The organism is Variovorax sp. ZS18.2.2 (assembly GCF_024701975.1).
Classification (GTDB): Bacteria; Pseudomonadota; Gammaproteobacteria; order Burkholderiales; family Burkholderiaceae_C; genus Variovorax.
Genome location: NZ_JANLNM010000001.1, coordinates 1,072,182 through 1,091,804 on the forward strand (window position 1 = coordinate 1,072,182; position 19,623 = coordinate 1,091,804).

Consider the following 19,623-nt stretch of genomic DNA (forward strand, 5'->3'; position numbering starts at 1 on the left):
CACACGCACGGCCATGCTGTTTCACTGGTTGATCGCCGCGGCGGTTTTTGCGGCGATCGGCATGGGCCTGTACATGACCAGCCCGCCGATCACCCCGCTGCGCTTCCGGGTCTACAACTGGCACAAGTGGCTGGGCGTTTGCTTGTTGCTGGCCACGGTTCTGCGAGTGGCATGGCGCATCCGGCACGCACCGCCGCCGCCACTTGATGGCGTCATGAAGTCACTGGAAGTTCTTGCCGCGCGTGCCGTGCATTTCCTGTTGTACGCGCTGTGCTTCCTGGTGCCGCTTTCAGGCTGGGCGTACACGACGGCCGAAGGGCGTCCCGTTGTTCTGTTCGGTCGATTTCCGCTTCCGGACTTCGTGCCTGTGAACCCGGCATTGGCCGACGTTCTCAAGATCACACACCACTGGCTCGCATGGACACTTTCTGCACTCATCCTGCTGCATATCGCTGCGGCACTGAAGCACCGGTTCGTCGATCGGGATGGCGTTCTCGCACGGATGCTCCCTTCATCTCCTTTTCGGAGATCCGCATGAAGCAATTGGCCGTGCGTTTTGCCCTGTTTGCATTGGCCTGTGTCGCAGGGGGCGCCAATGCCCAACAACAGCAGCAACTGGTCGCAGCCGGTAGCGAAATCACATTCACGAACAAGCAGATGGGCGTGAGCGTTTCGGGCCGTTTCAAGCGCTTCGACGCAACGTTGAACTTCGAACCCTCGCGCCCGCAGACCAGCAAGATCGGGCTCGTCGTCGATCTCACCAGTGTGGCGCTCGGCTCGTCCGACAACGAGGCCTTGCTTGCACGAGCGGACTGGTTCGACAGCAGGAAGCATCCGAAGGCCTCGTTCGAAAGCACGTCGGTGAAGGCGCTCGACGCGAGAAAGTTCGAGGCCCGGGGCAAGCTGACCATGAAGGGCGTCTCACGCGAGGTCGTCGTGCCTTTCGATCTTTCGGCGCAGACCGGCGACGCCGTCGTGACTGGCGCATTCATGCTGCGCCGCAAGGACTTCGGGATCGGCATCGGCGAGTGGGAAGACGTGTCCTTGGTCGCCAACGAAGTCAACGTGGGGTTCCGGTTCGTTCTGCGCGGGCTGCCGCCGCCACGGTAAGCCGCAGGGCAGGGCAGGGCGCCGCGCTGTCTATCGGCGCGCGTACGTCATGACGACGGATTCCGCCTCGCCGAGATAACCGCGCAGCCCCGCAAGGTCGAGCACTTCGACGCCGCCATGCTCCACCCGCAGCAGCCCCGCGCGCTCGAGTTCGTGCAGCGCCCGGTTCGCACGCTGGCGCGAGACGGCGGACAACAGGCCTATCTCGTCCTGGCTCAGGCGCACGAAGCTGCTCGTCTTCGGGTAGAGGATGGGGTCGAACAGGCTCGCGAGGCAGCGCGCGACGCGCGCATCGGGCCCCAGCAGTCGATCGAACTCCATGAGCCCGATGAACAGGCTCAGGCGTGCGTTGATGTGCAACAGAAGAAACCGGTTGAATTCGATGTTCGTCGAGAGCAGCCGTTCGAAGGTGTGGCGTGGCACGCAGGCCATGTGCGTCGGCCGCATGGCCACGCCGTCGTAGCGCCACGGGCCGGGCTTGAGCAGCGAGCCTTCGCCGGCCCAGCCGCCGGTGGTCACGCCGGTGAAGGTGGAGACGCGGCCATCGGCCAGCGAGACCGACATCTTCACCAGACCCTCGATGACGCCGAGCCAGAGATCGGCCGGCTCGCCGCGGCGCAGCGCGAAACCGCCGGCCGGCACTTCGCGCTCGTGCGACTCGCGCACCACGCGGTCGAGCTCCTCGGCCGTCAGGGTCTGTGCCCACAGGCTCTCGCGGAGCATGGTCTCCATGGCGTTCGATGACATACGTGCTTTTCCTCGCTCGCTTGCTTGCTTTTCAGCTGGCTGGCTTGCTCACCGTTTCGCCCGCGTGGACCTGCATGGAAAGGCCCGCGGATCCGCGTGTAAGGAATGTCTTTGAAACGACACTCTCGGCGAAACGATCATGACATATTGACTCCTGTTCGCCACAACCAGAAGACAGGAGACAAGGATGGAACATTCCGAATCCGGCGCGGTCCCCACGCATGTGCCGCGTCAAGACGAACCACCCGGCATGCGCCGGCGCGACCTGTTGGGATACGCGGCTTCCGCGCCGCTGGTTTCAGCCGCAGCCGTGGGGCTCGGCGGGCTCGCGGCTTCATCGCCGGCCGAGGCCGCGCTCCTGCCGATGACACCCCCCGACACGACCGACCTGATCGACATCGGCGACGCGGTCACGCTCACGGCGCTGCCGACCATGCCGCTGGTCAAGGTGACCCACATCGCCAACGGCCGCGTGCGGCTCGAACTTCCACGGCTGGAGTCGGGGCAGGGTATCGCCACCGCCGCCGCGATGATGCTGGCCGACAAGCTGCGCCTGCCGCTCAGCGCGATCGAGGTCGGCTCGGCGGACGCCAGTCCCGAGCTGATCTTCAACCAGCTCACCGGCGGCTCGTCGAGCGTGCGTTCGTTGCATGCCGGCATGCCGCTGCTCGGCGGCCTGGGCGGCTTGCTCTCGGGCAGCGCGAACGCGGTGGTCGGCCAGCGCACGACGCGGCTCGATGCGCTGGACATCGTGACCGGCCGCAAGAAGTTCTCGATGGACCAGGCCGTGCCCGAGGCGAAGCCGACCATGGTGTGCCGCCCGCCGACCATCAACGGCAAGTTCGTGCGCATCAACAACCTGAACACGGTGACGGCGATGCCGGGCGTGCTCGGCATCGCACCGATCCCCGCGACCAACGGCATCGTGCCCACGCCGCCCGGCGTGGCGGTGATGGCCGAGACCTTCGGGCAGGCCTGGGCCGCGGTGAATGCGCTCGATGTCACCTGGACCGCCGGGCCCGTCGCTGGTGAGTCCAACGCCAGCATCCAGCAGAAGCTCAAGAGTGCGCTGCTGCCGTTCCTGCTGCCGCCGCTGGGCGCGCTCACGGTCGAGGGCGAGTTCGAGTTTGCGGCGGTCTCGCACTGCCCGATGGAGACCGAATGCGCCATCGCCGACGTGCGCGCCGACCGGGCCGAGATCTGGTCCGGCCTGCAGAGCCCGATCGTCACGCAGGAGGCCATTGCCATCGAGCTGGGCTTGCCGCTGAGCAAGGTCAAGGTGCATGCGGTGCCCTCGGGCGGCTCCTTCGGGCGCCGGCTGTTCTGGGACGCGACGCTGCAGGCGGTGCAGGCCTCCAAGGCGCTGGGCCGACCCTGCCGGCTGATGTATCACCGCACCGACGACATGCGCCACGGCCGCGTGCGCCCGCCGATGTTCCACCGGGCGCGCGCCACCATGCTGCTGGGCCAGGTCATCGCCTTCGAGCAGCGCATCGCCGGGGTGCGGCTGGACACGCGCCACGGCTTCGGCGAGATGCTGGGCGCCGCGGCCATTGCGCTGCCCAACGGCTTTCCGCAGACGGTAGGCAACTTCGCCATCGAGCAGATCATGTTCAAGACCATGGTCACCTCGCCGTACAACTTCGGCGTCACCACCAAGCTCCTGACGCCGGTGGCGATGGACATGAACACCTGCTCCTACCGCTCGGTGCACATCCAGCCTTCGCGCCTGGTGGAGGAGATCCTGGTCGACGACATGGCCCGGGCGCTGCGCAAGGACCCGGTCGCGTTCCGCCTCGAGTACCTGCGATTGCCGCGCGCACGCGCGGTGCTGAGGGCGGCGGCCGAGGCGGCGCAATGGGGCAAGGCGATGCCGGCGGGCTTTGCGCAGGGCGTGGGCGTGCACCAGGAGTCGAAGTCGTTCACCGCCTGCATCGTCGAGATCGACGCGCGGGTGCCGACCGACATCAAGGTCATCCGCGCCACCATCGCGATCGATGTGGGCACGCCCATCAACCCCTCGGGCATCGAGGCGCAGATGCAGGGGGGGCTGTGCGAGTCGATCTCCATCGTGCTGACGGCGGGGTTGCACATCCAGAACGGCCTGCCGCTGGAGGGCAGCTATTCGCAGTACCACTTCGCGCGCATGAAGAACTACCCGAAGGACGTGAAGGTCATCATCATGCCGGCCAGCACCGGCGAGGCGATCGGCGGGCTGGGTGAGGTCGGGCTTTCGGCCAGCTCGGGCGCGATCGCCAATGCCTACGCGCGCGCCACCGGGCGGAAGCCGCGCAGCTTCCCACTGAACTTCCCGGTCGATTTCACCCCCATCCCCCCGGGCAAGCTGCCCACGCCGGTCGTCGTGCCGGTCCCCGCCTGAGGAGCCCACCATGCCCGTGCAATCTTTCAAGGTGAACGGCGGCAACGTCGACGTCGAGGCGCCCGACGACATGGCGCTGCTCTGGGTGCTGCGCGACAAGCTCGGCATCACCGGCCCGAAGTACGGCTGCGGCATCAACGTGTGCAAGGCCTGCACCTGCCATGTGGACGGCAAGGCGGTCACCGCCTGCTCGACGCGGGTGGCCGACGTGCGCGGCCGGCAGGTGACGACCATCGAGGGACTGGCCAACGGCAACGTGCTGCATCCGGTGCAACAGGCCTGGATGAACCTGGACGTGCCGCAATGCGGCTTCTGCCAGCCGGGGCAGATCATGGCGGCGGTCGACCTGCTGCGGCGCACCCGCAACCCGACCGATGCGGACATCGATGCCATCGAGAACGTGTGCCGATGTGGCACCTACGGGCGCATCCGGGAGGCGATCAAGGCGGCCGCGGCCATGATGGGGTAGCGGGCAGGACGCCCGCCAAAGGGCGTACCCGTCATGCGGATGGATGGGTCGGGAGACATAATTGTTAACTAATGCACACATCTCCCGCCGATTCCGACCGCCGCACCGGGCTGGGCCGCTGGATCGCAAAGGTGTGCCTGGCCCTGTCGCTGGCTGCGGTGTTCCTTGCGCACGCGGTACACGCTGCCGATGCCGCGCCGCAGTCCGATGGCGCCGTCCACATCACCCGTGCCGAACTGCTGTCCGTCCCCGGCACGGGCTATTCCGCGCCTCCGCAGCGCATCGAGGACGCCCGGCTTCCGATCGACGGATGGCAGGAGGTCGATCTCCCGCACACGGCCGCGCGTGAACTGGTCCCCACGCCGCTGGGTGGCGTGCGGACCCTCACCGACTGGTATCGCATCGACCTGACCGGACAGCTGCCGTCGAAAGAGCCGCGCCTTCTTTACCTTCCGCGCTGGAAGACGCTGGGCCATATCGCGGTGTATGGCGATGGCGTCCTGCTCTATCAATCGCATGGCAGTCCGATCCACAACGGCTACAACCACCCGCTGCTGCTGCCGCTGAATGCGACCGAAGACGCGTTTTCTCCGGCCTCGGTGCTGATCCGCGTCGACCGTCTGCGCAGCAGCGGGAGCGGGTTCTCGACCGTGTGGGTGGGCGACCAGGCGTCGCTGAACTGGCGCTACCAGATTCGCCAATTGCTGCAGGTGCAGGTGCCGGCCATGGGCAGTGCCGGGTTCCTGGCGGTGGGGGCCTTCGCCTTCGCGGTGTGGCTGGGCAAGCGGCGCGAATCGCTCTACCTGCTGTTCTTCGTCATCTCGGCGCTGGCCTTCCTGCGGACGCTTCACTACTACGCGGGCGGCAACTACTTTCCGATCTCGGACGAGCTGTTCGAATGGATGACGGTGGCCTCGCTGCTCTGGCTGATCATCGCGATCCACCTCTTCCTGGAGCGCCTGCACCAGCAGCCCTCGCCCTGGCTGACCCGCCTGTCGGTGGCGCTGGTAACGGCCTGCAGCATCGCCACGCTGCCGCATCTGTCGCCGTCCATCGCGAGCCTCTACCTGATCACGCCGCTGCTCAACCTGATGGTGCTGCCCGTCGCGGTGCTGATCTTCGCGGTGAACCTGCGCAAGGCCTTGCGCGCCAAACTGCCCGAGGGGCGGCTGGTGGCGGGCTGGACGGTCTTTGCCGTCGCGTTCACTTCCTCCGACGGGCTGCTGCAGAACAACCTGGTGAGCCCGGAGAGCGTCTACACCTCGCCCTACGCGATCATCAGTTTGTTCTTCGTCTTCTCGTACATCATGTTCCAGCGGTACACCGGCGCGTTCGCCGAGGTGGCCCGGCTGAACAAGGGCCTGGCGCAGCGCCTGCAGGTGCGCGAAGCCGAACTGGAGCAAAGCTACCAGCGGCTGCGCGTGATCGAGAACCAGCAGATGCTCGACGCCGAGCGCCGGCGCCTGATGCAGGACATGCACGACGGCCTCGGCTCCTCGCTGATCAGCGCCATCCGTTCGGTGGAGCGGGGCGCCATGACGGATGCCGAGATCTCCGACGTGCTCAAGGGCTGCATGGACGACCTGAAGCTGGCGATCGACTCGATGGAGAGCGTGGACGCCGATCTGCTGCTGCTGCTCGCCACCTTGCGCTTTCGCCTGGCGCCGCGCATCGAGAGCGCCGGGGTGGCGCTGCGATGGGAGGTGCAGCCCGTGCCCGCGCTGCCCTGGCTGGACCCGGGCAGCGCGCTGCACATCCTGCGGATCATGCAGGAGTGCATCGCCAACGTGCTGCGCCACACGCGGGCCACCACCATCCGCTTCAGCACCGCGACAGCGGGCGAGGGCGTCTCTGTGGTGATCGAGGACAACGGCACGGGTTTCGCTGTGGAAGAGGCCCTGCAGCGAAGCGGCCGGGGGCTGCGCAACCAGCAGCAGCGCGCACTGGCGATCGGCGGTGCGGCGAGCTGGGAGTCCGGCAGCGGCGGAACACGCTTCACGCTGTGGCTGCCGCTTCAGCGCAAGGTCGATGCAGAAAAGGCAGTGCGGGCTGCTGCTTGATGAGCCGGGGCCTCGGCGCTACTTCGGGCCTTCTTTCTTTGCCAGCGGAGGCTGCGAAAGCACCCAGGTCGCCAGCACCCGCGAGTCGGCCTCCGACACCAGGCTTTGCCGCGGCATGATGACGCGGCCCCATGTGCCGACACTGCCGTCGCGGATCTTCTCCGCAAGACGCGGTGGTGCCCCCGGATCGTTGCGATAGCGCTCCGCGATCTGCGCGAAACCCGGGCCGACCTGCTTGTGGACGAGCCCGTGGCAGGCCATGCAGCCGTTCTTCCTGAGCAGGTCCACCGGCACGGTCTGCGCGATGGCGATGGATGCGCTGTTGAAAAGCAACAGCAGGACGGCGATCGGGAGGAGCTTCATGCAGGTTGTAGGTACTTTGATTTGCGGCCCGCCGAGAGCGGGAACGCATGGTCGCATGCCGCTCCGTCGGTCGTCGTGCATTCGCGACAAGTCGATTCAAGAGTAACTATATGTATGGTTAAATCCGCGGAACTACCGCGAAAGAGGACGAGGGAATCCCATGAAGCTGTTGCTGAGCATTGCGTTCGCCGCTGTGGCCCTGATGGGCTGCACCGCCAGGGCGCCGCTGGTGCCGACCGAACCCGGCACGGGGTCCGGACTCACCTACGTGCCCCTGGTCGCCATGGAAGGCGTCGACAAGGTGCGCTACGACAACGACGTGCAGGCCTGCCGCACCGCAGCCACCCGCATCACCGCGCGCAGCGAGACCGGCGATGCCATGTGGCTGGCGCTGGGCTTGGGCCTCATCACGGTGCATGGCCAGGGCATCGTTGCCGCTGCTTCGTACACCGGCATCAGCGCCGCCGTCATCGACTGGAACGGCCGCCCGACGTCGGAACTCATGGCCGAGCACCAGGAGATCGCGATCGTCCACTGCATGGCCAAGCGCGGCTATCGCAACCTCGATCCGGACGTGCGCGACACCTTCTACGGCCACACCTTCGATCCGGTCGTCGCCGCCAAGCCGCGCCGCACCGGTATCGACACCTACAACGTCGAGACGCTCGCCAAGGCCGGCCGCTGCAACGTGCAGCCGCGCGCCGAACTCACGGCCAAGGGCCCGGGCTTCGAGTCGTACAACGTGCCTTGCGAAAACGGCGGCACCTGGGCGGTGCGTTGCGAATTCGGCAAGTGCCGCGTGCTGGCGCAGGCGCCGGTCCGCCGCTCCTGAGTTTCTTCAAGCCAGAGAACAGCCGGCTCCCATGCCGGCTTCTTTTTTGGGGCCTCAACGCCAGACGTAATGTCCCGGCACCCGGCGGCCGTGCTCACGGTGCGCCGGCACCCAGACCTTGTGCTTGCGGTGGTTCTGTCCAGCATGCGAGCGGTCGTAGCCCGGTCCGCGATTTGGCGACATGGGCTGTGCCAGGGCCGCGCTGGAGATGACACAGGCGGCGAGAACGAAGAGTATCTTTTTCATGTTGGAGTCCTTCGGGTTGATGGATGCACCTGGAGCAGGTACGGCATGAACCTTAGTTTGCGGCGGTGTGTGGCCTCGTAGGCGGCCAAGCACTTTACAAACAGGACGTTGCAGCGGCACGACGCCGCCTGCAACCAACGGCGCCCCGTCTTACTTGACGATCATTCCCTTGAGCGCCGGGTCCGGCGGCGGGGCCTTGAACTTCATCTGCCGCAGCGTCTTCATCAGCAGTTGCGCAATCATCAGGTTGCGGTGCCGCTTGCTGTTGGCGGGAATCACATACCAGGGCGCATGCTCGGTCGAGGTGGCCGAGAGCGCGTTGTCATACGCGCGCTGGTAGGCGCTCCACTTCGTGCGCACCTCCAGGTCGCCCATGCTGAACTTCCACTGCTTGCCGGGCGTGTCGATGCGGGCCTGCAGGCGCTCGCGCTGCTCGTCCTTGTCGATGTGCAGCATGCACTTCACGATGACCGTGCCGGTCTCGGTCAGGAGCCGCTCGAAGTCGTTGATCTGCGCATAGCGGCGCTTGGCCTCGGCTTTGTCGATCCAGCCCTCGACCACCGGCACCAGCACGTCTTCGTAGTGGCTGCGGTTCCACACCGCGATCTCGCCGTTGCGCGGCACGACGGCGTGGCAGCGCCAGAGGTAGTCGCGCGCCCGTTCTTCTTCGGTCGGCGCCTTGAAGGCGGCCACGCGCACGCCCAGCGGGGAGGTGCGCGAGAACACCCAGCGCACCGTGCCGTCCTTGCCGCTGGTGTCCATGCCCTGCAGCACCAGCAACACCTTGCGACGGCCTTCGGCGTGCAGCAGGTTCTGCAGTTCGTCGAGCTCGACGGCCATGGCGTCGACCTCTTCGCGCTGTGCGGCTTCATCGCCCTCGCAGAAGGCGGTGTCGCCGGGATCGATCTGCGAAAGCTTGAACTTGCTGCCGACGCGGTATTTCTTGAAGCTGGCCATGAAGCGGAACCCCTTGAAGAAGGAAAGCCGGCAGCGTAAGCGAATCTCCGGGCGGCGTACTAGGTATCTTCAGGGTCGATCGACGCGCTCCAGCGGTTGTCCCATTCGGCGTGGCGCACCGCACCGTCGAGATCGCGCCGGTTGCGCTTGGTCGGGCGGCCCTGTTCGATGGCCAGGGCCGGCTCGCTGCCCATGCGGCGCTGTTCCCTGATGGCGGCCTGCGCGGCGATGCTCTCGGCCGTTTCCTCGTAGAGCAACTGGGCGACGGGCGCCGGGCCGCGCTGGCCGCTGATGCCGCGCACCGTCACGGTCCGCGTCTGCACGCCCTGGCGCATCGTCACCGTGTCGCCGGCCTTCACCTCGCGCGAGGCCTTGGCGACGTCGCCGTTCACCTGCACCCGGTTCTTGCCGATTTCCTCCGCGGCCAGCGAACGCGTCTTGAAGAAGCGGGCGGCCCAGAGCCATTTGTCGATGCGCAGACGTTCCATGGGTTCCATAGGTCAGGAAATCAATTGTGCCGCCAGAGCGGCAGATGCACGACGGCGTCCAGCCCGACCACCTGTGCGGCGTTGTCCTGCGCGGTGCGGTTGTCGAGTTGGATGCCCCCGTCGAGCGCCAGCACGATCTCGCGGCAGATCGCCAGGCCAAGCCCCGATCCGCTGGAGGTACTGCCGGCGGAGAAGGGCGCGAACAGACGTTGCCGCAGCTCAGGCGAAATGCCCGGCCCCTCGTCGCGCACCGTGAGCACCGCGTACCCATCCACGGCGCGCACGCTCACCGACAGCGCCGCGCCCTGCGGGCTTTGCTTGATCGCGTTGTGCAGCAGGTTGCGCGTGAGTTCCTGCAGCATCCACTGGTGCGCGCGAACCGCCACCGGTTCGCCCGCGGCCAGTTCGAAATCGAGCGCCTTGTCGGCCACCAGTGGCGACAGGTCGAGCGCAATGCCGCGCACCACTTCGCCGAGGTCCAGCGTCACCGATTCGGGTTGCTGCCGCAGTTGCTCCACCTTGGCGAGCGAGAGCATCTGGTTGGCCAGCATCGTGGCGCGCTCGACCGTCTGGCTGATCTCGCCGAAGGCCTGCTCGGGCGCCACGTCGCCGCGGCGCGCCGACTGCACCTGCGCCTTGAGCACGGCGAGCGGCGTGCGCAGCTGGTGGGCGCTGTCGCGCACGAAGCGCTTCTGGTGATCGAGCAGCCGCTGCAGCCGGCCCATCACCTCGGTGGTGGCGTCGATCAGCGGCAGCAGCTCGCGGGGCGCATCCGGCGCATCGATGGGCGAGAGGTCGTCGGCCGGCCGCTTCTCGATGGCCTCGCCCAGTTCGCGCACCGAGCGCGTGGCGCGGTGCACCACGAACACCGTGACGCCTGCGATGACGCCCATCAGCAGCAACTGGCGCCAGAGCGTGTCGAGCAGCAGCTTGCGCACCAGCGTCTCGCGCAGCTCGAGCGTCTCGGCCACCTGCACCACGGCCATGCCGCGACCGCGCGCGCTGGCCACGGGCTGCAGCAGCACTGCGACGCGAACGGGCTGCCCCCGGAACTGCGCATCGTAGAAATCGACCAGCGCCGCATACGCGCTGCGGTCCGGAATGCGGCCGCGCCAGAAGGGCAGTTCGACGAAGCCCGAGATCAACTCGCCGTCGAGCGCGGACACGCGGTAGAAGAGCCGGCTGCGGTTGTCGGCCTCGAAGGCTTCGAGCGCGGAGTAGGGCACGATCGCGCGCAGCTGCGCCTTCTCGTCGTAGCCCTCCACGTCGAGCTGCTCGCCGATGGTCTTGGCCGAGGCGAGCAGCGTGCGGTCGTAGGCGGTGGTGGCGGCCGCGAGGCTCTGGCGGTACAGGCTCACGCTGTTGATCACGATGAACACGGCCACCGGCGCGAGGATGCCGAACAGCAGCCGCGCGCGCAGCGAAGAAACCTTCTTCATGCGGCCTTCATGTCTCGGGCCGCAGGAGATAACCGAGGCCGCGCATCGTCATGAGCACCGCGCCCGTGCCCACGAGCTTCTTGCGAAGGCGATACACCACCACCTCGATGGCTTCGTACTGCACGTTCGTCTCGCCCGGGAACACCAGCTCGAACAGGCGCTCCTTGGTGACCGCATGGCCCGGCTTCATCATCAGCGCCTTCATCAGCGCGAGCTCGCGCGGCGTGAGCTCCAGCAGGTCGGCGCGGTGGTAGATGGCGCCGTTGTCGGGCTCGAAGCGCAGGCCGCCGATCTCCTGTGGGTTCAAGCCCGTGTCGGGCCCGGCGCTTTGGCTGCGGCGCCGCAGCGCGCGGATGCGGGCCTCCAGCTCGTCCAGGTCGAAGGGCTTGGGCAGGTAGTCGTCGGCGCCGGCGTTGAGGCCCACGATGCGGTCGCCCACCGTGCCGCGAGCGGTCAGCAGCAGCACCGGCGTGCGCAGCCCTTCGGCGCGGGCCTGCGCCAGCACCTGCAGGCCATCGAGGTTGGGCAGGCTCAGGTCGAGCGCCACCACGTCGGGCTCGATGGCGCGCCACTGCGCCACCGCCTCGGCCCCATCGCCACAGACGCGCACATCGATGCGGCGGCGGCCGAGCGTGCGCTGCAGGGTGATTTGCATCGAGGGATCGTCTTCGACCAGCAGCAGCTTCATACGGGAGGCATACGGGGTTAGCGGAATGGATACTTTGGTGTTTTCCCCAGTCCGGCGGACAGCCAACTGACAGCGGGGCGGCGCATGATAGCGGCTCAGGTCCGAGTCAGGTTCCTGCCACTTTCCTTTCAGCCCCTGGAGACAACCACAATGCGTCGCGATACCTTTTTGAAGTCCCTGGCCGCTCTGGCCGCCGCCGGAGCGCTGCCGCTCTCGGCGCGTGCCGCAGCCAACGTCAAGATGATGATCCCCGCCAACCCGGGCGGCGGCTGGGACACCACCGGCCGCGCATTGGGCAAGGCCCTGAGCGATGCCAAGGTGGCCGACACCGTCACCTACGACAACAAGGGCGGCGCCGCCGGTGCGCTGGGCCTGGCCCAGTTCGTGAACGGCTCCAAGGGCGATGCCAACGCGCTGATGGTCATGGGCTCGGTCATGCTGGGCGGCATCATCACCGGCAAGCCGCCGGTCAAGCTGGAACAGGCCACGCCCATCGCACGCCTGACCACCGAATACAACGTGTTCGTGCTGCCGACCAACTCGCCGTTCAAGACCATGAAGGACGTGGTCGAGCAACTCAAGAAGGACCCGGGCAGCGTCAAGTGGGGTGGCGGTTCGCGCGGCTCCACCGAGCACATCGCCGCGGCCATGATCGCGCAGAAGGTCGGCGCCGATCCCTCCAAGATCAACTACGTGGCCTTCCGCGGAGGCGGTGAAGCCACCGCCGCCATCCTGGGCGGCAACGTCACCATCGGCGGCAGCGGCTACAGCGAATTCGCCGAGTACATCGCCGCCGGCAAGATGAAGGCGATTGCCGTCACCTCCGCCCAGCGCCTGCCGGGCATCAACGTGCCCACGCTCAAGGAGCAGGGCATCGACGTGGAAATCGGCAACTGGCGCGGCGTGTACGGCGCCCCCGGCATCTCGGCCGAGCAGCGCAAGGCGCTCACCGACATGGTGCTGGCCGCCATGAAGAGCCCGTCGTGGGCCGAGTCGCTCAAGAAGAACGACTGGACGCCGGCGGTGATCTCGGGCGAAGCCTTCGCCAAGTTCGTGGACGACGACTTCGCGAGCCTCCGGGCGATCATGACCAAGTCCGGCATGGTCTGACGCGCACCGGCACTACCCGCCTGCCGAATGGCACGCTGTCCTCGCAAGAGACGACAGCGTGCCGTTTTCAAATCCAGCACCACATTCCGGGAGCAAAAATGACAACTCCAGATTCCTCGGTCTCGCCGCCCGACGCGGCGGCGCAAGCAGCGGCGGTTTGGCCGCAAACCCTCGTCGGTGCGGGCGTCCTGCTCACCGGCCTCGCACTGGCCTTCGGTGCCATCGACATCTCTTCCGAGGCCGGCTACGGCGGCGTCGGTCCCAACTTCCTGCCCTGGATGGTGTCCGTGGTGCTCGTGCTCTGCGGCGCCTGGATCCTCTGGGAGGCGCGCACCGGCGGCTTTCGCGAGCTCGACGCGCCCACGGGCGCCGACCGCGCCTATTGGCCCGGCTTCGTCTGGGTCTCGGCCGGCCTCTTGCTCAACGCGGCGCTGATCACCACGCTGGGCTTCATCCTCAGTTGCACGCTGTGCTACGTGCTGGCCGTGCAAGGCCTGCGCCGCGCGAGCGGGCAGGCCGGCGTGAATTCGCCGCGCACCTTCGTCATCGACTTCATCACCGGCGCGCTCATCGCCGCCCCGGTGTTCTGGATGTTCACGCAGTTCCTGGCCATCAGCCTGCCGGGCCTCACAACGACCGGGTGGCTCTGACATGGAAATCTTCAACGCACTGATGGCGGGTTTCGCCACCGCGATCACCCCCATCAATCTTCTCTGGTGCCTGGTCGGCTGCGCCCTGGGCACGGCCGTCGGCGTGCTGCCCGGCATCGGCCCGGCCGTGGCCGTGGCCATGCTGCTGCCGATCACCGGCAAGGTCGACATCACGGCCTCGATGATCTTCTTCTCGGGCATCTACTACGGCGCCATGTACGGCGGCTCGACCACCTCGATCCTGCTCAACACGCCCGGCGAAACCGCCAGCATGGTGACCGCGATGGAGGGCAACAAGATGGCCAAGAGCGGCCGGGCGGGCGCTGCGCTCGCCACCGCGGCCATCGGCTCCTTCGTGGCCGGCACCATCGCCACCGTCATCGTCACGCTGTTCGCGCCGTTCGTGGCCGAGTTCGCGGTCAAGCTCGGGCCGCCCGAGTATTTCCTCTTGATGCTGCTGGCCTTCACCACGGTGAGCGCGGTGCTCGGCAAGAGCACGCTGCGCGGCATGACGGCGCTGTTCGTCGGCCTGGCGGCCGGCTGCGTGGGCCTGGACCAGATTTCCGGCCAGGGCCGCTACACCGGCGGCGTGCCCGAGCTGCTCGACGGCATCGAGATCGTGCTGGTCGCGGTCGGCCTGTTCGCGGTGGCCGAGGTGCTGTACGCGGTGCTCTACGAAGGCAAGGTCACCGAGGGCCAGAACAAGCTGAGCCGCGTGCACATGACCAAGCGCGACTGGAAGCGCTCGATCCCCGCGTGGCTGCGCGGCACCGCCATCGGCACGCCGTTCGGCTGCATCCCGGCCGGCGGCACCGAGATCCCGACCTTCCTGAGCTATGCGATGGAAAAGAAGCTCGCCAAGGACAAGGACGCCAAGGCCGAGTTCGGCACCACCGGCGCCATCGAAGGCGTGGCCGGCCCCGAGGCTGCCAACAACGCCACGGTGACGGCCGCGCTGATCCCGCTGCTCACGCTGGGCATTCCGACCTCGAACACCACCGCCATCCTGCTCGGCGCGTTCCAGAACTACGGCATCCAGCCGGGCCCGCAGCTCTTCACGACATCGGCCGCGCTGGTGTGGGCGCTGATCGCGTCGCTCTACATCGGCAACGTCATGCTGCTGGTGCTGAACCTGCCGATGGTGGGCCTGTGGGTCAAGCTCCTGAAGATTCCGAAGCCGCAGCTCTACGCCGGCATCCTGATCTTCGCGACGGTGGGTGCGTACGGCATGCGCCAGAGCGCGTTCGACCTGTTCCTGCTCTACGCCATCGGCCTCCTGGGCGTGGTGATGCGCCGCTTCGATTTCCCGACCGCCCCCGTGGTGGTCGGCATGATCCTCGGCCCGCTGGCCGAAGCGCAACTGCGCAATGCCATGTCGATCGGCGAGGGCAGTGCGGCGGTGTTCTTCCAGCGTCCGATGTCGATTGCGCTGGTGGTCGTCGTGGTGGCCGTGCTGGTGCTGCCGCGCCTGGCCAAGCGCATGAGCGAACGCAAGCTGAAGCGGCTGGCGCAACTGGACGCCTGACGCTCCTTCCTCGCTTCCTCTTTGAAATGCCGCGGCGCCCTGGCCCCGCGGCATTTTCTTTTTGGCTCTTTCAGGTCGCCGTCACGAGCGCGAGGACGTACGGCCGAGCTGTCTCGTTCAGGAGTTGGCGGCCTGCGCCGCTGGGAGACCCCGCAAGCCGGATCGCGCACGCTTGCCTTGCGCGATGCCCGGCTTCTCCACCAGCCGGTAGCTGAGCACCGAGGCGGCCACGAGCAGCAGCGCGCAGACGGTGCCGACCAGCCAGTACTGCATTGCACCGGCCATCGCGAAATCCCGCACCGGCGGCACCGCGAAGACCGCGGTCAGCGCAATGCCCTGCAGCAGGTAGATGCTGTAGCTCACCGTGCTCATCCGGCGCGCCGCGCGCAGGGCCAGCAGGCCGTAGAGCGTGCTGCCCGCGCAGACCAGGTGAAAGAAGATCCAGAGCAGCACGACCTGGATGGGGCCGGCCATGTGCGGGAACCCGAGGAACACGGCGCCCAGGCAGGCCAGGGCGAGCAGCGAAGCAGCCCATGCCGGCAGGCGCGAAGCGAGCCGGCTCGCGCCTTCGTGCCGCACCAGCCAGGCCGACAGCATTCCCATGAGGAACGACGCCAGCACCCAGAGCAGGGCGCCGATCACCAGCGCCAGCGTGGGGTGCGTCGGTGAAACACCGGCCGACTGAAGCGCCGCGAACGTCAGCGCCAACAGGCACAGCAGCAAGGCCCCGGCGACGAAGCGCGGCGTCCGATTGCCGCGCGCGAGCGGCGCCATCAACCGGAGCGATCCGTAGAACAGCCATTCCACGAAGACCGTCCAGGTCACGCTGGCGAGGATGAACGCCGTCCCGACATAGCCATTGATGTCGGGCTGAGTCGGCACGATGCCGAGCGCCAGCCATTGCAGCGCGCCGCCCAGCACCGACCAGACCGGCTCCCTGAGCGTGAACCCGGTCTTCCAGGCGACGATGAAGAGCATCAGCCCGATCGCCACCAGGTACATCGGGCCGATGCGCCAGAGCCGGCCGATGTAGAGGCCGCGCCAGTCAGGCCGGCCCTTGGTGTCCAGCAATTTGCCCCAGAACAGGAAGCCGGTGATCATGAAGAAGACCCCCACGCCGATCTGTCCGAGCAGCGTGGGGAAGCCCGCGGGTGGAAACGTCCACACGCCGCTTTCGAGGTAGCCGTGGGTCACCATCAGGTGATGCACGAAGACGCTGAGCGCGAGGAAGCCACGCAGCCCGTCGAGCGTCGTGGTGCGCTGGTCGCGCGACGGCGGCTCGTCGGCGGCGCGGAAGACCGGCAGGGCCAGCGCGACGAGCACCACCCCCATGAGCACGACATATGGCCAGACGGAGAAGACGCTCATCGCTTACCTCGTGTCGTGTTCGATGCCGTGGAAAGGCAGGGGATTCAGGCGCCCGTGCGGGCGGGCGTGCCGCCGCTGCTGTCCGCCGTGGTCTCGCGCAGGTCGTCGTCGATGTGCGGATCGGCCGGCTGCCCGCGCAGCCTGCGCACGGTGCGCCGGATCCAGTGCTCGATGTCGTCCACGTAGGTGAACACCGCCGGCACCACCAGCAGGCTCAGCACCGTCGAGGTGATCAACCCGCCGATCACCGCCATCGCCATCGGCGAGCGGAAGCTCGAGTCGGCGGTGCCGAAGCCCACGGCGATCGGCAGCATGCCGGCGCCCATGGCGAGCGTGGTCATGATGATGGGCCGCGCGCGCTTGTGGCAGGCGTCGCGCAGCGCGTCCCAGCGGCTCATGCCGTGGTCGCGGCGCGCCACGATGGCGTACTCCACCAAAAGAATCGAGTTCTTCGTCGCGATGCCCATCAGCATGATGAGCCCGATCAGCGACGGCATCGAGAGCGCCTTCTGCCCGATCAGGAGGCCCACGAAGGCGCCACCCAGCGCGAGCGGCAGCGCGCACAAGATGGTCACCGGGTGCAGGAAGTCCTTGAACAGCAGCACCAGCACGATGTAGATGCACAGCACGCCGGTCAGCATCGCGAGGCCGAAGCTCGCGAAGAGCTCGGTCATCACCTCGGCGTCGCCCACCTCGGTCACGCGCACGCCGGGCGGCAGCTTCTGGATCGAGGGGAGGTTCATCACCGCGGTCTTCGCATCGCCCAGGCCCACGCTGGAGAGTTCGATCTCGAAGTTGACGTTGCGCGAGCGGTCGTAGCGGTCGATCACGGCCGGGCCGCCTTCCATGGTGATCGAGGCCACCTGGCTCAGCATGACCGGGCCGCGTGCGCCGGGCACCGAAAGGCGGCCGAGCAGGTCGAGGTCCTTGCGCGCCGAGTCTTCCAGCTTCACCACGATCGGCACCTGCCGCTGCGCGAGGTTGAGCTTGGCGAGCGACTGGTCGTAGTCGCCCAGCGTGGCCACGCGCAGCGTCTCGGCAATGGCAGCGCTGGTCACGCCCAGGTCGGCGGCGCGCGCGAAGTCGGGCCGCACGGCGATCTCGGGGCGGATCAGGCTCGCGGTGGAGGTGATGTTGCCCAGGCCCGCGATGGTGCGCAGGTCCTTCTCGACCGCGCTGGCGGCGGCCGCCAGCGCCATCGGGTCTTCGCCCGTGAGCGCCAGGATGTACTTCTCGCCCGAACCACCCAGGCCCACGGTGCTGCGCACGCCGGGCAGGGTCTCCAGGGCAGTGCGGATCTGGTTCTCGATCACTTGCTTGCGCGGCCTGTCGCCGCGCTCGTCGAGCTTGATGGTGAGCGTGGCCTTGCGCGTCTCGGGCGTGCCGAAACTCGCGAACGGGTCGCCGCCCGCGCTGCCGCCGGCCACCGTGGTGTAGACGCTCTTGACGTGCGCGATCTTCATCACGCGGTTGCGTGTTTCCTCGGCGGCCGCGGTGGTCTGTGCGAGCGTGGAGCCCGGCGCGAGCGACAGGTACACCTGCGTCTGCGAGTTGTCGTCCGGCGGAATGAAGCCGGTCTTGAGCAGCGGAATCATCGCCAGCGAGCCGAAGAAGAAGAGGGTGGCCATCACCATCGTCTTGAAGCGGTTGTGCGTGCTCCACTCCACGGCGCGCATGTACCAGCGCAGCCAGCCCGGCTCTTTTTCTTCGCCGACGATGGGCTTGAGGATGTAGGCCGCCATCATTGGCGTGAGCACCCGCGCGACCACCAGCGAGGCGAACACCGCGAGCGAGGCCGTCCAGCCGAACTGCTTGAAGAACTTGCCGGCCACGCCGCTCATGAAGGCCGTGGGGAGAAACACCGCGATCAGCGTGAAGGTGGTGGCGATCACGGCCAGGCCGATTTCGTCGGCCGCTTCCATCGCCGCCTGGAACGGCGTCTTGCCCATGCGCAAGTGCCGCACGATGTTCTCGACCTCCACGATCGCATCGTCCACCAATATCCCGACCACCAGCGAGAGCGCGAGCAGCGAGATGACGTTGACCGAGAAGCCCAGCAGGTGCATGCCGATGAAGGCCGGAATCACCGACATCGGCAACGCCACCGCCGAGACGAAAGTGGCGCGCCAGTCGCGCAGGAACAGCCACACCACGATCACCGCCAGGATGGCGCCTTCGTACAGCAGGTGCAGCGAGCCGTTGTATTCCTCTTCCACCGGGTCGACGAAGTTGAAGGCTTCGGTCAGCTCGATGTCGGGGCGTTGCGCGCGCATCTCGCCCAGCGCCTTCTGTATCGCGTGGCCCACTTCCACTTCGCTGGCGCCGCGGCTGCGGGCCACCTCGAAGCCCACCACCGGCTTGCCGTTGAGCAAGGCGCCCGAGCGCGGCTCGGCGATGGTGTCGCTGATGCGCGCCACCTGATCGAGCCGCACGCGGCGGCCGTCGGACAGCACGATCTGGATGTCGTTCAACTGGTCGGCCGACTGCACGGTGGCGAGCGTGCGCACCGGCTGTTCGCTGCCGCCCAGGTCGAAGCGGCCACCCGCGCTTTCGACCTGCACCTGGCGCAGCTGGCGCGAGATGTCGGCGGCCGAGGCGCCCAGCGCCTGCAGCTTGCTCGGGTCCAGGTCGATGTGCACCTGGCGCGTGACGCCGCCCACGCGGTTCACCGCGCCCACGCCGGGCAGCGCGAGCAGCTTCTTGGTGACGTCGTTGTCCACGTACCAGCTGAGCGCCTCGGCATCCATCTGCGACGAGGCGATGGTGAAGGCCAGCACCGGCTGGCCCGCCAGGTCGAGCTTGGTGACCACCGGGTCGCGCACGTCGGCCGGCAGGTCGGCGCGCACGCGCTGCACCGCGGAGCGCACGTCGTCCACGGCTTCCTGCACGGGCTTTTCGAGGCGGAACTCGACGATCAGCGTGGCGGCGCCGTCCTGCACCTTGGTGGTGATGTGCTTGAGGCCCTGCACGGTGGCGATGGAGTTCTCGAGCTTGCGCGCGACGTCGGTTTCCAGCTGCGAAGGGGCGGCACCGGGCAGCAACGCCGAGACCGTGACGGTCGGCAGGTCGATGTCCGGAAAGTTCTGCACCTTCATCGCGTTGAACGACAGCAGCCCACCGAAGGTGAGCAGCACGAACAGCATCACCGCCGGAATCGGGTTGCGTATGGACCAGGCGGAAACGTTCATGAG

Annotated in this window: 18 protein-coding genes; 9 read left to right on the forward strand and 9 right to left on the reverse strand. The window is 67.4% G+C overall.

Annotation, left to right across the window (positions count from 1 at the left end; genetic code table 11):
- Positions 1-13 precede the first annotated feature (13 nt).
- Positions 14-538, forward strand: a complete 525-nt coding sequence (locus tag NU688_RS05100; RefSeq protein WP_257859444.1) for a cytochrome b — start codon at positions 14-16, stop codon at positions 536-538.
- Positions 535-1,110: a YceI family protein gene (locus NU688_RS05105; RefSeq protein WP_257860523.1), complete on the forward strand. Its 576-nt coding sequence runs from the start codon at positions 535-537 to the stop codon at positions 1,108-1,110. Before NU688_RS05100 ends, NU688_RS05105 begins: the two co-directional genes overlap by 4 nt.
- 30 nt (positions 1,111-1,140) lie before the next feature.
- Here NU688_RS05105 and NU688_RS05110 read toward each other — a convergent pair whose 3' ends face one another.
- On the reverse strand, positions 1,141-1,857 hold the full coding sequence (locus NU688_RS05110; protein ID WP_257859445.1) for a Crp/Fnr family transcriptional regulator: 717 nt from the start codon (positions 1,855-1,857) through the stop codon (positions 1,141-1,143).
- Between the two features lie 187 nt (positions 1,858-2,044).
- On the opposite strand from NU688_RS05110, the gene NU688_RS05115 reads away from it, so the two are divergent.
- The 3 genes from NU688_RS05115 to NU688_RS05125 all read left to right on the forward strand — a co-directional run bounded on the left by NU688_RS05115 (position 2,045) and on the right by NU688_RS05125 (position 6,766).
- Positions 2,045-4,237, forward strand: coding sequence for a xanthine dehydrogenase family protein molybdopterin-binding subunit (locus NU688_RS05115; RefSeq protein WP_257859446.1), 2,193 nt, complete (start codon positions 2,045-2,047; stop codon positions 4,235-4,237).
- Positions 4,238-4,247: 10 nt separating this feature from the next.
- A complete protein-coding gene (locus NU688_RS05120; RefSeq protein ID WP_042580097.1) occupies positions 4,248-4,706 on the forward strand; it encodes a (2Fe-2S)-binding protein in 459 nt (152 codons plus the stop codon).
- Between the two features lie 71 nt (positions 4,707-4,777).
- Positions 4,778-6,766, forward strand: coding sequence for an ATP-binding protein (locus NU688_RS05125; protein ID WP_257859447.1), 1,989 nt, complete (start codon positions 4,778-4,780; stop codon positions 6,764-6,766).
- An 18-nt stretch (positions 6,767-6,784) separates the two neighbouring features.
- Here the strand turns inward: NU688_RS05125 and NU688_RS05130 are convergent, their stop codons facing one another.
- Entirely contained in the window at positions 6,785-7,129 is a 345-nt protein-coding gene (locus NU688_RS05130; RefSeq protein ID WP_257859448.1) for a c-type cytochrome, read from the reverse strand.
- 160 nt (positions 7,130-7,289) lie between these two features.
- Here NU688_RS05130 and NU688_RS05135 point away from each other — a divergent pair, with 160 nt between their 5' ends.
- Positions 7,290-7,961, forward strand: a complete 672-nt coding sequence (locus NU688_RS05135; protein WP_257859449.1) for a hypothetical protein — start codon at positions 7,290-7,292, stop codon at positions 7,959-7,961.
- A gap of 54 nt (positions 7,962-8,015) precedes the next feature.
- On the opposite strand, the gene NU688_RS05140 is transcribed toward NU688_RS05135, so the two are convergent.
- The 5 genes from NU688_RS05140 to NU688_RS05160 all read right to left on the reverse strand — a co-directional run bounded on the left by NU688_RS05140 (position 8,016) and on the right by NU688_RS05160 (position 11,779).
- Complete coding sequence (locus NU688_RS05140; protein WP_257859450.1) at positions 8,016-8,207, reverse strand: hypothetical protein; 192 nt, start codon at positions 8,205-8,207, stop codon at positions 8,016-8,018.
- A 150-nt stretch (positions 8,208-8,357) separates the two neighbouring features.
- Complete coding sequence (locus tag NU688_RS05145) at positions 8,358-9,164, reverse strand: PPK2 family polyphosphate kinase (protein WP_257859451.1); 807 nt, start codon at positions 9,162-9,164, stop codon at positions 8,358-8,360.
- Between the two features lie 59 nt (positions 9,165-9,223).
- Positions 9,224-9,652, reverse strand: coding sequence for an RNA-binding S4 domain-containing protein (locus NU688_RS05150; protein ID WP_257859452.1), 429 nt, complete (start codon positions 9,650-9,652; stop codon positions 9,224-9,226).
- A gap of 20 nt (positions 9,653-9,672) precedes the next feature.
- Positions 9,673-11,091 carry a sensor histidine kinase gene (locus NU688_RS05155; RefSeq protein ID WP_257859453.1) on the reverse strand — a complete coding sequence of 473 codons (1,419 nt, stop codon included), beginning with the start codon at positions 11,089-11,091 and terminating at the stop codon, positions 9,673-9,675.
- A gap of 7 nt (positions 11,092-11,098) precedes the next feature.
- Positions 11,099-11,779: a response regulator transcription factor gene (locus NU688_RS05160; protein ID WP_257859454.1), complete on the reverse strand. Its 681-nt coding sequence runs from the start codon at positions 11,777-11,779 to the stop codon at positions 11,099-11,101.
- Positions 11,780-11,929: 150 nt separating this feature from the next.
- Between NU688_RS05160 and NU688_RS05165 the strand changes: the two genes are divergently transcribed.
- From NU688_RS05165 to NU688_RS05175, 3 genes are all read left to right on the forward strand, one after another.
- Entirely contained in the window at positions 11,930-12,889 is a 960-nt protein-coding gene (locus NU688_RS05165; protein WP_257859455.1) for a tripartite tricarboxylate transporter substrate binding protein, read from the forward strand.
- A 98-nt stretch (positions 12,890-12,987) separates the two neighbouring features.
- On the forward strand, positions 12,988-13,539 hold the full coding sequence (locus tag NU688_RS05170; RefSeq protein WP_257859456.1) for a tripartite tricarboxylate transporter TctB family protein: 552 nt from the start codon (positions 12,988-12,990) through the stop codon (positions 13,537-13,539).
- A 1-nt stretch (position 13,540) separates the two neighbouring features.
- On the forward strand, positions 13,541-15,064 hold the full coding sequence (locus tag NU688_RS05175; RefSeq protein WP_257859457.1) for a tripartite tricarboxylate transporter permease: 1,524 nt from the start codon (positions 13,541-13,543) through the stop codon (positions 15,062-15,064).
- 117 nt (positions 15,065-15,181) lie between these two features.
- Here NU688_RS05175 and NU688_RS05180 read toward each other — a convergent pair whose 3' ends face one another.
- Both NU688_RS05180 and NU688_RS05185 read right to left on the reverse strand, forming a co-directional pair.
- Complete coding sequence (locus NU688_RS05180; RefSeq protein WP_257859458.1) at positions 15,182-16,432, reverse strand: acyltransferase; 1,251 nt, start codon at positions 16,430-16,432, stop codon at positions 15,182-15,184.
- Between the two features lie 44 nt (positions 16,433-16,476).
- Positions 16,477-19,620, reverse strand: coding sequence for an efflux RND transporter permease subunit (locus NU688_RS05185; RefSeq protein WP_257859459.1), 3,144 nt, complete (start codon positions 19,618-19,620; stop codon positions 16,477-16,479).
- Positions 19,621-19,623: the final 3 nt, after the last annotated feature.